The organism is Castellaniella sp., assembly GCF_041675725.1.
GTDB lineage: Bacteria > Pseudomonadota > Gammaproteobacteria > Burkholderiales > Burkholderiaceae_B > Castellaniella.
Genome location: NZ_JBAYTI010000010.1, coordinates 18854 through 34241, shown reverse-complemented (window position 1 = coordinate 34241; position 15388 = coordinate 18854). Strand labels below are relative to the sequence as shown.

General features: G+C 64.7%; 11 protein-coding genes. 4 read left to right on the top strand and 7 right to left on the bottom strand.

All coding sequences use genetic code 11. The features are described from left to right. Positions 1 to 7 precede the first annotated feature (7 nt). The 5 genes from dut to WCZ84_RS03255 are packed head-to-tail and all read right to left on the bottom strand — an operon-like array spanning position 8 to position 6032. Positions 8 to 472 (bottom strand): dUTP diphosphatase, encoded by a 465-nt coding sequence (gene dut, locus WCZ84_RS03275; protein ID WP_372684828.1) that lies wholly within the window; start codon positions 470 to 472, stop codon positions 8 to 10. 13 nt (positions 473 to 485) lie between these two features. Beyond that, entirely contained in the window at positions 486 to 1709 is a 1224-nt protein-coding gene (coaBC, locus tag WCZ84_RS03270) for a bifunctional phosphopantothenoylcysteine decarboxylase/phosphopantothenate--cysteine ligase CoaBC (RefSeq protein ID WP_372684827.1), read from the bottom strand. A 4-nt stretch (positions 1710 to 1713) separates the two neighbouring features. Further along, positions 1714 to 2244, bottom strand: coding sequence for a signal peptidase II (gene lspA, locus WCZ84_RS03265; protein WP_372684826.1), 531 nt, complete (start codon positions 2242 to 2244; stop codon positions 1714 to 1716). Beyond that, positions 2237 to 5077, bottom strand: a complete 2841-nt coding sequence (gene ileS / locus WCZ84_RS03260) for an isoleucine--tRNA ligase (RefSeq protein WP_372684825.1) — start codon at positions 5075 to 5077, stop codon at positions 2237 to 2239. Before ileS ends, lspA begins: the two co-directional genes overlap by 8 nt. Then, on the bottom strand, positions 5067 to 6032 hold the full coding sequence (locus WCZ84_RS03255) for a bifunctional riboflavin kinase/FAD synthetase (protein ID WP_372684824.1): 966 nt from the start codon (positions 6030 to 6032) through the stop codon (positions 5067 to 5069). Before WCZ84_RS03255 ends, ileS begins: the two co-directional genes overlap by 11 nt. Before the next feature lie 55 nt (positions 6033 to 6087). On the opposite strand from WCZ84_RS03255, the gene purN reads away from it, so the two are divergent. The 3 genes from purN to WCZ84_RS03240 are packed head-to-tail and all read left to right on the top strand — an operon-like array spanning position 6088 to position 10380. Further along, positions 6088 to 6777, top strand: a complete 690-nt coding sequence (gene purN, locus WCZ84_RS03250) for a phosphoribosylglycinamide formyltransferase (RefSeq protein WP_372684823.1) — start codon at positions 6088 to 6090, stop codon at positions 6775 to 6777. Then, a complete protein-coding gene (locus WCZ84_RS03245) occupies positions 6764 to 8152 on the top strand; it encodes an RsmB/NOP family class I SAM-dependent RNA methyltransferase (protein WP_372684822.1) in 1389 nt (462 codons plus the stop codon). Before purN ends, WCZ84_RS03245 begins: the two co-directional genes overlap by 14 nt. Next, the gene (locus tag WCZ84_RS03240; RefSeq protein ID WP_372684853.1) at positions 8146 to 10380 is read left to right on the top strand and encodes a UvrD-helicase domain-containing protein; all 2235 of its coding nucleotides are present in this window, start codon (positions 8146 to 8148) and stop codon (positions 10378 to 10380) included. Before WCZ84_RS03245 ends, WCZ84_RS03240 begins: the two co-directional genes overlap by 7 nt. On the opposite strand, the gene WCZ84_RS03235 is transcribed toward WCZ84_RS03240, so the two are convergent. Together WCZ84_RS03235 and prmB are read right to left on the bottom strand one after the other, a co-directional pair. Beyond that, the gene (locus tag WCZ84_RS03235) at positions 10381 to 12303 is read right to left on the bottom strand and encodes an ABC-F family ATP-binding cassette domain-containing protein (RefSeq protein WP_372684821.1); all 1923 of its coding nucleotides are present in this window, start codon (positions 12301 to 12303) and stop codon (positions 10381 to 10383) included. It lies immediately after the preceding gene. After that, the gene (prmB, locus tag WCZ84_RS03230; protein ID WP_372684852.1) at positions 12300 to 13211 is read right to left on the bottom strand and encodes a 50S ribosomal protein L3 N(5)-glutamine methyltransferase; all 912 of its coding nucleotides are present in this window, start codon (positions 13209 to 13211) and stop codon (positions 12300 to 12302) included. The genes WCZ84_RS03235 and prmB overlap by 4 nt, the downstream gene beginning before the upstream one ends. Before the next feature lie 152 nt (positions 13212 to 13363). Here prmB and WCZ84_RS03225 point away from each other — a divergent pair, with 152 nt between their 5' ends. Continuing rightward, positions 13364 to 15343 carry a BCCT family transporter gene (locus WCZ84_RS03225; RefSeq protein ID WP_372684820.1) on the top strand — a complete coding sequence of 660 codons (1980 nt, stop codon included), beginning with the start codon at positions 13364 to 13366 and terminating at the stop codon, positions 15341 to 15343. Positions 15344 to 15388: the final 45 nt, after the last annotated feature.

The following is a 15388-nucleotide window of genomic DNA, read 5'->3' as shown; positions in this document are numbered from 1 at the left end:
ATGCCGCCTAGAGGGTGCCTGTGCTGCCAAACCCGCCGATGCCGCGGCGGGTCGTGGTGTCGAACGCGTCGACCATATGCAGATCGACCAGCACGACTGGCTGGAACAGCAGCTGCGCAATGCGTTCGCCCGGCTGGATTTCGTAGGCCTGCTCGCCCTCGTTGCTCAGGAGCACCTTGATTTCGCCGTGGTAGTCGGCATCGATTACGCCGATCCCCTGGGCCACCCGAATGCCGTGCTTGAGCGATAGGCCGGAGCGAGAGGCGACGATGGCCACCAGGCCGGGATCCATCATGTTCAGCGCCAGCCCGGTGCCGATGGGCAGGCGCTCGCCCGGAAGCAGGACTTGGGGTTCAGGCAGGCAAGCGCGCAGGTCGAGCGCGGCCGATCCATCGGTGGCATACGTGGGCAGGGCGATTTTTCCACCCAGGAGTGGATTGACGATGCGGGCCTGGATGAGACGTCGTTGCATGGCAGATCCAGCTTCAGAGGGGCGCCGTGGCGACGCTGGGGGCGGGCGGCAGCCGCCGGCTGATTTCGAGCACCAATTCGCGCGCCGCCTGCAGTTTGCCCTGTCGGGGCAGGGGATGGGCCCCCTGATCATCAAACAGAACGAGTTCAGTGTCTTCGGCGCCCATGGCCTCTTGTGCCAGGTTGCCGACGATCAGCTCAACCCCCTTGCGCAGCCGTTTGGCCTGAGCGTGCTCGTGCAGGTGCTCGGTTTCAGCCGCAAAGCCCATGCACCAGGGACCGCCGGGCAGGGCGGCAACATCTGCCAGGATGTCGGGATTCGGCACGAACTGCAGCGGTGGCAGCGGCGCCTGGGCGGATTTCTTCAGCTTTTGTGCAGAGGGGTTGGCAACGCCCCAGTCGGCTACCGCTGCAACCGCCAGGAACAAATCGACCGTGGCGGCCTGGCGCATGACCGCCGCGTGCATCTGGCGGGCGGAGTCTACCGCGATGCGGGTCACGCCGTCGGGACAGGGCAGGCTGACCGGCCCGGAAACCAGGGTGACGCACGCTCCGGCTTCAGCACAGGCGCGCGCCAGCGCATACCCCATGCGTCCGGATGACCGGTTGGTCAGGACGCGTACTGGATCGATGGTTTCGCTGGTGGGGCCGGCGGTGATCAGGACGGTTCGACCGGCCAGCCGCTTGGGCTGAAAGAATGCGATCAGGGCGCGCAGGATCTGGTCGGCTTCCATCATGCGCCCCGATCCGGTTTCACCGCAGGCTTGCTCGCCTTCTGCGGGCCCAATCAGCTGTACGCCGTCGGCCAGCAATTGCCGCGCGTTGCGCTGGGTGGCCGCGTGAGTCCACATTTCGTGATTCATGGCCGGCGCCACCAACAGGGGGACCGCCCCGCGGGCCACGCACAAGGCGGTGAGCAGGTCGTCGGCCAGGCCGTGCGTGATGCGGGCGAGAAAATCCGTACTGGCCGGGGCCACCAGAATGGCATCCGCGCTCCGCGCCAGGTTGATGTGCGCCATGCGATTGGCCATGCGGGCGTCCCAGGCGTCCACCCAGACGGGCCGGCCGGACAAGGCCTGGAAAGTGGCTTCGGTGATGAAACGGGTGGCGGCTTCGGTCATGACCACATCGACCTTCGCCCCTTCGTCTTGCAGGCGTCGCAGCAGTTCGGCCGACTTGTAACAGGCGATGCCGCCCGTCAGGCCCAGTACGATGCGTTTACCAATGAGATCAGGCATGGCGTTACCTCGGCTTTCTGGCGCGCGCGCGCCAACTGTGCTGCACTTCTTCGTAGATCAGCATGGCGGCACCGACCGTGATGGCGGCATCCGCCACGTTGAAAGCCGGAAAATACCATGCATTCCAGTAAAACAGGAAGAAGTCCGTCACGTAGCCCATGTCGATACGCTCCCAGGCGTTGCCGGCGGCGCCCCCGAGGATGAGCGCCAACGCCGTGCAATGAAACTTGTTGCCGGCATCGCGATAAATCCAGAACGCGATGACCGCGATCGCCACGATCGCGACGGCTGGCAACAGCCAGCGGTTTTCGCTGCCCACGCCGACGAGGAAACCGAAGGCGATGCCTTCGTTGTAGCGCAGCGTCAGGTCGAAAAACGGCAAGACGGGGATCCGGTCGTCATAGTGCAGATGGCGGATGATCCAGGATTTTGTGATGAGGTCGATGACCAGCACCAGAACGGACAGCATCATCCAGCGAAACACCTGCAGGCGGCGATCAAAGGCCAGGACGTCTTCGACGCGTTCTTCAGGCATGGTGACGGGCTTCTCCTTGGTGATACAGGTTTTGCACACAACGCCCACAGAGTTCCGGGTGCCCGGCATCGGCGCCGACGTCGGGTCGATGGTGCCAGCAGCGCGCGCATTTGGCGTGCGTGCTGGCCTGCACCTGGATTTCCAGAGAACCCGGATGGGGGTGCACGCCGGCGCGCGAGACGAGCATCACGAAACGCAGATCTTCACCTAGGGACTGAAGCAGAGCGCAATCGTCCGGGCCCGCCTGGTAATCGACTTCTGCGGCCAGCGAGGCGCCGATTTCGCCGCGCGAGCGCACCGTTTCGATCTCGCGCATGGTTTCGGCACGAATCGCGCGCAGGCGGGCCCAGCGTGCCATCAGGGCATCCGCATCGTCGAAGGCCGGCAGGGCATGATGCAGTTCGGTAAAGAGGCTGGGCATGACCTGGCCCGGATGCAAGTCGGCCCAGGCCTCTTCGGCGGTGAATGAAAGAATGGGCGCCAGCAGCTTGAGCAGGGCATGCGTGATATGGTGCAGGCCGGTTTGGGCCGAACGCCGCGCAAGACTGTCGGCGGCCGTCGTGTAGAGGCGGTCTTTGAGGATGTCGAGGTAGAAGGCGCCCAGGTCCTCGGAGCAGAAGATCTGCAGGCGGGCCACGGCCGCGTGGAATTCGTAGGTGTCGTAGGCGGCCAGCACTTCAGCCTGCATGGCGGCGGTCATGGCCAGCGCATAGCGGTCGATTTCGAGCAAGCGACCTGGCTCGACGGCGTTCTGCCGGGGGTCGAAATCGGCCAGGTTCCCCAGAAGGAACTTCAGCGTGTTGCGGATGCGCCGGTAGGATTCGACCACCCGGTCGAGAATCTGGCGCGAGATGGACAGTTCGCCCGAATAATCCGTGGCGGCCGTCCAGAGGCGCAGAATTTCAGCGCCCAGTGTATTGGCCACTTCTTGTGGGTAGACGACGTTGCCCACCGATTTGCTCATTTTCTTGCCCTGGCCATCGACCACGAAGCCATGCGTGAGCAAAGCTTTGTAGGGCGGTCGGCCATAGAGCATGCAGCCCGTCAGCAAAGACGAATGGAACCAGCCGCGATGCTGGTCCGAGCCTTCGAGATAGAGGTCGGCGGGCCAGGCCAGCGCCTCGGTGTGCGACCCCTTGATGGCGTGGTCCAGGCCGCCCATGACCGTGGCATGCGTGGTCCCCGAATCGAACCAGACATCCAGCGTGTCGCGGTTCTTTTCATATTGATCGGCTTCGTCGCCCAGAAAGTCGCGCACCGACACGGCCTGCCAGGCTTCGATGCCTTCTTTTTCTACGCGTTGGGCCACTTGCTCGAGCAGTTCCGGTGTCCGGGGGTGCAGCTTACCCGTTTCCTTGTGCACGAAGAAGGCCATGGGTACGCCCCATTGGCGCTGGCGCGACAGGGTCCAGTCGGGGCGGCTGGCGATCATGGCGTGCAGACGGGCGCGGCCCCAGGCCGGGTAGAACGCCGTATCGGCGATGCCCTTGAGCGCCATTTCGCGCAGTGTCGGGCCTTTTTTCGGGGGGATGTCCATGCCGGCGAACCACTGGCTCGTCGCACGATAAATGACGGGTGTCTTGTGGCGCCAGCAGTGCATGTAACTGTGATCGTGCGGCCGGGCATGCACCAGGCGGCCCGCGGTTTCGAGCGCCTGGACGATGCGTGGGTTGGCGTCCCAGATGAGTTGGCCGCCGAACAGGGGCAGATCCTGACTGTAGTGCCCGTTGCCCGTGACCGGATTGAGGATGTCTTCGTCGGCCAGGCCATGGGCGCGGCATGAGAGAAAGTCTTCGACCCCATAGGCCGGCGACGAATGCACGATGCCGGTGCCCGAGTCCAGGGTGACATAGTCGCCAAGGTGGATGGGCGCCAGGCGCGCGTAGCCAGGGTCGGCTTCGTAGAGGGGGTGCCGGAACGCCAGCCCCACGAGGGCCGTGCCGGGCGTCTTGGCAAGAATGCGGCCTTTCAGGCCCCACTGCTCGAGGCAAGGCGCCACGCGTTCGGCCGCCAGCAGCAGCAGGGCGCCCGTGGCCAGGGGGGTATCGAGCTGCACCAGGGCGTATTCATGCTCCGGGTGCACGTTGAGCGCCTGGTTGGCCGGCAAGGTCCAGGGCGTCGTAGTCCAGATGACGAGGGCGCCTGGCCCCACCGGCTCGGACAGATGAAATGCCTTGGCCAGCGCGGCATGATCATCGAAGGCAAAGGCGACGTCCACGGCCGTATCGCGCCGGTCGGCGTATTCGACCTCGGCCTCGGCCAGGGCCGAGCCACAGTCGAAGCACCAGTTGACGGGTTTCAGGCCGCGAAACACGAAGCCCTTGCGCATGATCTGTGCCAGTGCGCGCAGTTCGTCGGCTTCGTTGTGCGGGTTCATCGTGAGGTACGGGTTGTCCCAGTCGGCCAGCACGCCCAGGCGCTTGAAGTCTTTGCGCTGGCGGCCGATTTGCTCGGTGGCGTAGGCGCGTGCGCGCGCCTGCATTTCGGCCACGGGCAGATTCTTGCCGTATTTCTTTTCGATCTGGATCTCGATGGGCATGCCGTGGCAATCCCACCCCGGCACATATTGCGCATCATAGCCGGCCAGGTCGCGGCTCTTGACGATGATGTCCTTGAGGATCTTGTTGACGGCGTGGCCGATGTGGATGTCGCCGTTGGCATACGGAGGGCCATCGTGCAAGATGAATTTGGGCCGCCCCTTGGCGGCGGCCCGGATGGCGGCATAGACCTTGTTTTCTTCCCATTGGCTGATCCAGCCCGGTTCACGCTTGGCCAGATTGCCGCGCATGGGAAAGGGTGTTTCGGGCAGGTTGAGGGTCTTTTTATAGTCCATGGGAGGCAAAATAAAGGCGGGCGCCCTGCACATCGTTCCCGATGGCCGCGCCCAGTGAGGCAAGGTTGGAAAAGGTTGTTTCGTCGCGCAGGAAGTGCAACAGTTCGATGCACACCAGTGTACCGTAGGCGTCCGGGCTGGCATCCAGGATGTGCGTCTCGAGCAGCAGGGGTCCGTCATCGTCCACCGTAGGCCGAACCCCCAGACTGGCCACGCCGGCCAACGGCTCGGGCCCCAGCCCGAGTACGCGTACGACGTAGATGCCGCGGCGCATGGCACAAGGCTCGGGGACGCGCAGATTCAGGGTCGGAAAGCCGATGCGCCGGCCCAGCTTGCGGCCGTGGACGACGTGGCCGCTGATGCGCGGCGCCGCACCCAGCAGGCGGGTGGCTTCGGCCACCTGGCCGGTTGCCAGCACGGTGCGCAAGGTCGAGCTGGAAATGCGCTTCCCAGACGGTTCGGTGACGTCCGTCAGGGTTTCGACCGTCAGCCCCAGTTCGGGCGCCATGCGCTTGAGCAGCGCCACGTCGCCCGAGCGCTTGTGGCCAAAGCGGAAATCTTCACCGACCAGCAGCCACCGCGTGTTCAGCCCGCTGATGAGCAGCTTCAGGATGAAATCTTCGGCGCTCATGTGTGCCAGGGCCTGGTCGAATCGGAGGATCACGATCTGTTGCATGCCGCAGGCCGCAAGACGCGCCGTTTTGTCGCGCAGGGTGCTGATCTGCGGCGGCGCCAACCCCGGCTTGCCGGATACCCGCGCGAAGTAGGCGCGCGGATGCGGGGCGAAGGTCATCACCGTGGGCAGCAAGCCGTATTCTGCCGCCTGTTCGTGGACCCGTTCGAGGATCGCCTGGTGGCCGAGATGCACGCCATCGAAGTTGCCGATGGTCAAAGCGCTGGGAGCCGTGCAGTGCCGGCGCGGCAGATGGCGGTAAAGGGTAGGGGCAGTGTTCACGGACCACAGTTTACAATCGAGGATCATTCACGATTTTATGCCGGAGTCATGTTTCATGGTGCAATGCGCCACAAACAGCGTGCGCGTGGTGATCCTGATCTCGGGGCGCGGCACGAACATGCAGGCTTTGGTGCGCGCCGTACAAGACGAGCACCTGCCCATAGAAATTCTTGCGATCCTGTCCAACCGGGCCGATGCCGGCGGCCTGGCCTGGGCGCGTGCGCAAGGCCTGCCAACGCGGATCCTGGCGCATCGTGACTACGAAAACCGGGCAGCCTTCGATGCCGCGCTCCAGGCGTGGCTCGACGACCTGGCGCCGGATTTCATCCTGCTGGCCGGCTTCATGCGTGTATTGGGGCCTGACCTGGCAAACCGGTTTGCGGGGCGCATCATCAATATCCACCCGTCGCTGCTGCCCGCGTTTCCGGGCCTGCACACTCATGCGCAGGCGCTTGCCCAAGGGGTGCAATGGCACGGCTGCAGCGTGCATTTCGTCACGCCCGTGCTCGATCATGGTCCCATCATCGCCCAAGGGGTGATCCCCGTCCTGGCCGACGACACGCCTGATACGCTGGCCGCGCGCCTGCTGCCGGTCGAGCATGCCATCTACGTACAGGTCCTGCGCTGGCTTGCCCAGGGTCGTGTTTGCTTGCGGGACGACGGTCGGGTGCAGATCACGGGCCAGCCGCATCGCGCATGGCTCGAAGCCACGCAGTATTCTCCGGAACCCCATGACTCAATCTGAACGCCACTTGCGGCCGGGCGCCGCACCCAAGGGCCGATCCATCTCGTCGCGATCGGCACGCTCGCGACCCGCACGCGGTTCAACTGCTGGCAGCCCACCGACGCCGGGTACGGCGGCATTGCGTATCCGCCAGGTGGCTCAGGTATTGCCAGAGCTGTTGTCCTGGGACTGGCCGGCGGATGCCGTCCTGTCGCGCTGGTTTCGCGCACACCCCGAAGCGGGTTCCCGGGATCGTGCGCAGATCGCAGAAGCCGTGTATGACATCTTGCGCCATTTGCGGCGCTATCGGCACTGGGCACAGAGCGGGCAAGGGACGGAAGAGCGCCGGCTGGCCCTCATGGGGCTGGCGGCCACCCAGCCGCGCGCACAGCTGGACCCCGGGCTGCAGGCGGGCGAAGGCGCCTGGCTGGATCATTTGCAAGCGGTCGATCCGGCCAGCCTGCCACGGGCGGTGCGCTACAGCCTGCCTGATTGGCTCGATACGCGCCTGGCCGAGCTGCCTGGCGTACTGTCGTTGCTCGATGCGCTGCATCAGCCCGCCCCGCTCGACGTGCGGGTCAATCCGCTGAAGGCGGATCGCGATGCGATGCTGGCAGCCTGGACGGCCGGGCCCGAGGCCCGATGGTCGCCTGTCCCGACGCCTCATTCGCCGTGGGGGATCCGTTTGCAGGGCCGGCCTCCGGTGCAGCGTTGGCGGTCTTTCGAACAGGGTGAAATCGAGGTGCAGGACGAAGGCAGCCAGTTGCTGTCCATGCTGGTGGCGCCGCGGCGCGGCGAAATGGTCATCGATTACTGTGCCGGCGCGGGCGGCAAGACCTTGCTGCTGGGCGCCCTGATGCGTTCCACCGGCCGCCTGTATGCCTTCGACGTTTCAGCGTCGCGGCTGGCGCGTGCCAAGCCGCGCTTTGCGCGCAGCGGCTTGTCCAATATTACGCCGGTGGTCATCGCCGCCGAGCGCGACAAACGCGTACAGCGTCTGTATGGCAAGGCGCACCGGGTTCTGGTCGACGCCCCCTGCAGCGGCCTGGGTACTTTGCGGCGCAACCCCGACCTCAAATGGCGCCAGACCCCAACGACCCTGCTGGCGCTGCAGCAGACCCAGGCGGCCCTGTTGCAAGAGGCCGCGCGCTGCCTGCGCCCGGGCGGCCGGCTGGTCTATGCCACCTGCAGCATCCTGCCCGAAGAAAACGAGCAGCAGATCGACGCTTTTCTGGCCCGCGTGCCGGGCTTTTCGCTGCTCGATGCGGCGGATGTCCTGGCCGGGCAGAAAATCGAGCTGCCCATGCAGGATGCATTTTTGCGCCTGCGGCCCGACGAGCACGGCACCGACGGTTTTTTTGCAGCGGTTCTACAGAAAGCATCGAAAGCATCATGATGGAAGGTTTGAACGACGCCCAACACGAGGCCGTCACCCAACCGCTCGAGCACGTACTGGTGCTCGCTGGCGCCGGCAGCGGCAAGACCCGGGTGCTGACCACGCGCATGGCGTGGCTGGTCCAGACCGGGCAGTTGGCGCCACGCCAGTTGCTGGCCGTCACGTTCACGAACAAAGCCGCGCGTGAAATGCTGGCGCGCCTGTCGGCCTTGCTGCCCATCGACGTGCGCGGCATGTGGGTGGGTACTTTTCACGGCTTGTGCAACCGGCTGCTGCGCGCCCATCATCGCGAAGCCGGCTTGCCGCAGGCATTTCAAATCCTGGATGCGGCGGATCAGCACTCGGCCATCAAGCGCTTGCTGAAGGCGCAAGGGGTCGATACCGACCGTTATCCGGCCCGTGATGTGCAGCGCATGATCAATACCGCCAAAGAGGATGGCCTGCGCCCCATGGACCTCGACGTGCGCGACAGCCATGGAAAGCGCCTGGCCGCACTCTATCAGGCGTATCAGGATCAATGCGAGCGCGAGGGCGTGGTGGATTTTGCCGAGCTGCTGCTGCGTGCCACCGAACTGTTGCAGCGCGATGCCGCGTTACGCGCCCATTATCAGCAACGGTTTCGCCAGATTCTGGTCGATGAATTCCAGGATACCAACCTGCTGCAGTATCGTTGGCTCATGCTGCTGGCCGAGGGGGGTGCGCCTGTATTTGCCGTGGGGGACGACGACCAGTCGATTTATGCGTTTCGCGGCGCGCGGGTTGGCAACATGGCGGATTTTGAATCGCGCCACGCGCGCGGGCGGGTGATTCGCCTCGAACAGAATTACCGTTCGCAGGGGCATATTCTCGATGCGGCCAATGCGCTGATCGGACACAATCAGGGGCGCTTGGGCAAGAGGCTCTGGACGGCCCAAGGGGCTGGAGACCCTTTGCGGGTGGTAGAGCAGGCCAGTGACGCCCTCGAGGCCCAATGGCTGGCCGACGAGGTCCGCGCTTTGCTGCGCGAAGGCTGGGCGGCCCGCGAGATCGCGATCTTGTATCGCAGCAACGCCCAGTCGCGGCCGATCGAACACGCGCTGTTTTCGGCGCAGGTGCCTTACCGGGTGTACGGCGGGCAGCGTTTTTTCGAGCGCCAGGAAATCAAGCACGTGCTTGCCTATCTGCGGCTGATCAACCAACCGGATGATGACACGTCCTGGATGCGGGTGGTGAATTTCCCCACCCGTGGCATTGGGGCCCGGACCCAGGAACAACTGCTTGACGTGGCACGGCTGCATGGCTTGAGCCTGGCCGGCGCGGTGGTTCACGTGCCGGGCAAAGCGGGTGCGGCCCTGGCCCGTTTCGTCGGCCTGATCCGCGAGATGGCGGTCGCCGCCCAGACGCTCGACTTGCCTGATTTGATCAGCCACGTCGTACAGGCGAGCGGGCTGGAAGCCCATTACCGGTCGGATCGCGAAGGGCAGGAGCGCCTGGATAATCTGCAAGAGCTGGTCAACGCGGCCGCGGCCTTCGTGGGCGAGGCCGGCCTGCAGGGCCTGGCCGCCGGGCGCATCCCCGAGGGCGATGCCCCGATGTCGCCCCTGGCGGCCTTTCTCAGCCACGCCGCCCTCGAAGCGGGTGACAATCAGGCACAGGCAGGCGAAGACGCGGTGCAGCTGATGACGGTTCATGCAGCGAAAGGGCTCGAATTCGATGCCGTGTTCATTACGGGGCTCGAAGAAGGCCTGTTCCCGCACGAAAACAGCTTGCTGGAGCCCGCTGGGCTCGAGGAGGAGCGGCGCCTGATGTACGTGGCCATTACGCGCGCGCGCAAGCGCCTGACCCTCACCCTGGCCCAAAGCCGCTTGTTGCATGGGCAGACGCGCTACGGTCGGCGCTCGCGTTTTCTCGACGAAATTCCCGAGGGCACCCTGAAATGGCTCACCCCGCGCCAAACCGCTCAGGCCGCGGCGCCGTGGCGCGGCGCATTCAAGCGGGGCCTGGGGGGCCAGGAAGGCAGGGCGGCGCGGGGTCGCTCGCTGCACGAGGCGCGTGGGCTGGCCCAGGGGGTCATCGTCGGAGAGCAGACGTACCGCATCGGCACGCGGGTACAGCACGACCGGTTCGGGGAAGGCACTGTGGTGTCGCTCAGCGGCAGTGGCGATGACGCGCTGGCGCGCATCGAATTTTCAGACGTGGGCACCAAGACACTGGCGCTGGGGGTTGCCAGGCTGGCGGTGCTGGACTGATCAACGGTCTGCCTGCAAGGCATCGATCTCCAGTTGCAGCTCGAGCCAGGCCTCCTCGTCGTCCTGCACGGCCTTCGAGAGCTCGCCCTGCTCGGCAATCAACAGGGGCCGCTGGGCCTTCCAGGCCTCATCCGTATAGAAGCCGGGTTGGGCCATGAGTGCGGTGAGCTCATCGAGCCGGGCCTTGCGCTGGGCCAGGGTCGATTCGATTTGATTCAGACGCGTTTCCAGCGGCTTGCGGCGGCGCGCCAGATCCTGGCGGGCCAGCGCTTGTTCGCGCCGCCGTGTCTTGCGATCGTTCTCGCCGGCTGTGTCCGGGCGTTCCGATTTCGGGTCGGACCCCCGGCGCTGCAGCAGCCAGTCGCGGTAATCTTCCAGGTCACCATCGAACGGCATGGCACGGCCGTCGGCAACGATCCAGAACTGGTCCACTGTGGTGCGCAGCAAGTGCCGGTCGTGCGAGACCAGCACCATGCTGCCCCCAAATTCCGCCAGGGCCCTGGCCAACGCTTCACGGGTATCCACGTCCAGGTGGTTGCTGGGTTCGTCCAGCAAGAGCAGGTTGGGCTTGCGCCACACGATGAGCGCCAGGGCCAGGCGGGCCTTTTCCCCGCCGGAGAAGAGGGCGACCGGCTGCGCGGCCATGTCGGCGTTGAAACCAAAACGCCCGAGCATATTGCGTAATTCTTGTTCGCGGGTGTCGGGCGCCAGCCGCGTGAAATGTTGCAGGGCGTTGAGCGCAGGATCGAGCATGTCCAACTGCTGTTGGGCAAAATAGCCGCATTCGAGGCCGCGGGCCCGGTGGCATGACCCGGACAGGGGCTGCAGCTCGTCGGCCAACGTCTTGACCAGCGTGCTTTTGCCGGCCCCGTTGACCCCCAGGATGCCGATCCGGCTGCCGGCGCGCAGCGTCAGGTTGACGCCGTGCAGCACGGCGCGTGCCTCGCCAGAAGGCGGACGATAGCCCAGGGTCGCGTCCTGCAGGGTGATCAGCACGTCGGGCGTGTGGGCCGGCTCGGGCAGGTGGATATGAATGCCGGCTTCGGCCACGAGCGGCGCCAGGACCTGCATGCGGGCCAGGGCCTTGACCCGGCTTTGCGCCTGCCGGGCTTTCGTGGCCTTGGCCTTGAAGCGGTCGATGAAAGATTGCAGGTGAGCGGCCTCGCGGGCCTGGCGTTGATGAGCCAGGCGATTTTGGCGCAGGCGTTCCGCCCGCTGCTCGAGGAAGCTTTGATAGCCGCCCTTGTACCGGACCAGCTTGCACTGATCGAAGTGCAGAATGCTGCGGGCCACGGATTCGAGAAACTCGGTGTCGTGCGAAATCACCAGGATGGTGCCGGGATAGGAGGCCAGCCAGCGCTCGAGCCAGAGCATGGCGTCGAGATCGAGATGATTGGTGGGTTCGTCCAGCAGCAGCAGATCGGAGGGTGCCATCAGGGCACGGGCCAGCGCGATACGCATTTGCCAGCCTCCCGAGAACGTGGCGACCGGCTGGCCCCACTCGGCGGATGAGAAGCCCAGCCCGGCGAGCAGTTGTTCGGCGCGGGCAGGTGCGCTCCAGGCGGCTGCCTCGACCAGCGCTGTTTCGAGTTCGGCGATTTCATGGCCCTGGTCGGCTGTCAGCGCGGCCCGGCGCGCCTGCAGGGCGCGCAAGGGGCGATCGCCATCGATCACGAATTCGCGGGCTGGGCGATCGGTCTGGTGCACGATTTGTTCGACGCTGGCCATGCGCCATGAAGCCGGGATGTCGAGCCTGCCGCCGTCGGCGTCGATTTCGCCGCGCAGCAAGGCGAACAGGGATGATTTGCCCGCGCCATTCTTGCCTACGATACCGATTCGCTCGCCAGGGTGGATCACGAAATCGGCCTCGTCCAGCAGGACCTTGACGCCACGCCGGAGCGTAAGGCCTTGTACGCGGATCATGTCGTTGTGCGCCAGGCCGCCAGGTCTGGCTGGGTCAACAGCACGATCTGATCCGCGGCCTGCACCGTATCGAGCCAGATTCCGGGCAGCTGGGGAAATGCCGCTTCGAAGTGCCGTTTTTCGTGTCCGATTTCCAGCACGAGAATGCCTTGATGGGTCAGGTACCGGCTGGCTTGCGACACGATACGGCGCACGAGATCCATGCCGTCGGTGCCACCGGCCAGGGCCAGCACCGGTTCGTGCTGGTATTCTGGCGGCAGTTCGGCCATCGACCGCGCATTGACGTAAGGCGGGTTGCACAGAATGATGTCGTAGCGGCGACCGGCCGGCAAGGCATCGTACAGGTTGCTGCGGATCACCTGTACGCGGTCCTCGAGGCCGTGCAGGCTGACGTTGGCGTGGGCCACGTCGACCGCGCCCGGCGAGATGTCCGCTGCATCGATCGATGCCTCTTCGAACGCTTTGGCGGCCAGGATGGCCAGGCAACCCGACCCCGTGCACAGGTCGAGCACCGTTTCGACCGCTTCGGGCTGGGCGATCCAGGGCGCCAGCGCTTCTGCAAGCAATTCGGCGATCGGGGAACGGGGCACGATGACGCGTTCGTCCACCAGGAAACGTTCGCCCTGCAGCCAGGCTTCACCCGTCAGGTAGGCCGCCGGCTTACGGCTGGTGATGCGTTCGTGGATCAAGTCGACACAGCGCTGGCGTTCGCGTTCGAGCAGGCGGGCATCGAGGAACGGCTCGAGCAGATCGGGTGGCAGGTGCAAGGCATGCAGCAGCAAGTATGCGGCTTCATCGCGCGCATTGTCGCTGCCATGGCCAAAGACGAGGCCGCTGGCATGGAAGCGGCTGATAGCCCAGCGCAGGAGATCGCGCAAGGTGAACAATTCGGTGTGCGGCTGGGACATGGCTGAAAAAATAAGGCGGGCGCCAGGGGCGCTCTGGAGATTCCTTGACAGGGTCTGAGACGGGCTGTCAGGATAGTACGACATGACCACGTGGATTTCATTCCCAGACCTTTGCAGCGCCCGAACTGCGGCCTGATCGGAGACGACCCGTTTTGCGTAGAACATATCACCCACCTGTATTTTATACGGCCGCGGCTTTCATTCTCATGACCGTCGCACTCACCATGGCGGCGCCGGGCCGGGCCCAGAGGGTGTTCGACGCCATCCAGAATTGGATCCTGCTCAATGCCAGCTGGTTCTACATCCTGACGGTAGCCATCATTCTCCTGGCCATCGTCTACCTGGCCATCAGCCGGTATGGCGACATCAAGCTGGGGCCGGATCACAGCCAGCCCGACTACCGCGACATCACCTGGTTTGCCATGCTGTTTTCTGCGGGCATGGGCATTGGGCTGATGTTCTTCGGGGTGGCCGAGCCCGTCATGCATTATGTCTCGCCACCCGAAGGCGTACCCGCCACGGTGGATGCCGCCCGCGAGGCGATGAACATCACCTTTTTTCACTGGGGCCTGCATGCCTGGGCCATCTACGCCATCGTCGGTTTGGTGCTGGCGTTCTTCAGCTACCGGCATGGCCTGCCGCTGACGTTGCGCTCGGCCCTGTATCCGCTGATCGGCGACCGCATCTACGGGCCCATCGGCCATGCCGTCGACGTGTTCGCCATCATTGGCACGGTGTTCGGCATCGCAACGTCGCTGGGCCTGGGCGTCGCCCAGATCAACAGCGGCCTGAACCATCTGTTCGGCTTGCCCGTCACGATTCCGGTGCAAATTGCGCTGATCATCGCCGCCTCCCTGCTGGCGACGCTGTCGGTGGCCAGCGGGCTGGACCGCGGCATCCGCATCCTGTCCGAAACCAATCTGGCGCTGGCCCTGGCGCTGCTGCTGTTCGTGCTGATTCTGGGGCCTACCGTGTTCATATTGCAGACCTTTGTGCAGAACACGGGGCAGTACCTGTCTGAAATCGTGGGCAAGACCTTCAATCTGTACGCTTATGAACCGAACGACTGGATCGGCGGCTGGACGTTGTTCTATTGGGGCTGGTGGATTGCGTGGTCGCCGTTTGTCGGTTTGTTCATCGCGCGCATCTCGCGCGGGCGCACCATCCGCGAATTCGTGCGGGGCGTTCTGCTGGTGCCGACTGGTTTTACCCTGATCTGGATGACGGTGTTCGGCGACACGGCCATCCACATGATCCTGGTCGAGCAGATGCACGATCTGGCCGTGCTCGTGGCGCAAGACAGCTCGCTGGCCCTGTTCGCCTTTCTCGAACACCTGCCGCTGGCCGGCATCACATCGTTCATCGCCATCATCATGGTCCTGGTGTTTTTCGTGACTTCGGCCGACTCGGGCGCCCTGGTCGTGGACTTGCTGGCCTCGAACGGGGCCGAGCGCTCTCCGGTCTGGCAGCGCATATTCTGGTCTTTGCTGATGGGGGTGGTCGCCATCGCCCTGTTGTTGGCCGACGGGCTAGAGGCTTTGCAGACGGCCACCATCGCCAGCGCATTGCCTTTTTCCGTCATCTTGCTCCTTTCGCTTTGGGGGGTATTCAAAGCGTTGAAGCTGGATGCCACCAAACGGCGCATCCGCTACCAGACGGTGACGCGCACCCCGATGCCCAGCAACCGCGAGCCTTGGCAGAATCGCCTGCGCAACATTGTGCGCATGCCCAAAGAAGATCACGTGCGCGCGTTCATGGACCATATCGTTGGCCCTGCTTTGCAGGCTGTGGCCGATGAGCTCCGTGAACAGGGGTTCGAAACGTCAGTGGACCAGGAGATGGGCGGGCAGAGGCTGAAATTGCACGTGGCGCATCAGGGCGAGTATCTGGATTTCGTGTATGCCGTTCAGCTGCTCGCGCAGGTGCGGCCGGTGCTGACGTCCGACGAGCCCGACAACGAAGAAGACCGGCGTTATTACCGGGCCGAGGTGCATTTGCGGGAAGGCGGGCAGGACTACGACATCATGGGCTGGACGGAAGATGCCGTGATCGGCGATATCCTCGACCAGTATGAACGCCACCGTCAGTATCTGCACATGGTGCATGGCGAAGCGGCTTCGGTGGCGCGCTAGCATCGCGTTGGCAGGCGGCCTCCCGCCCTGGCGGGGTCGTGGCGC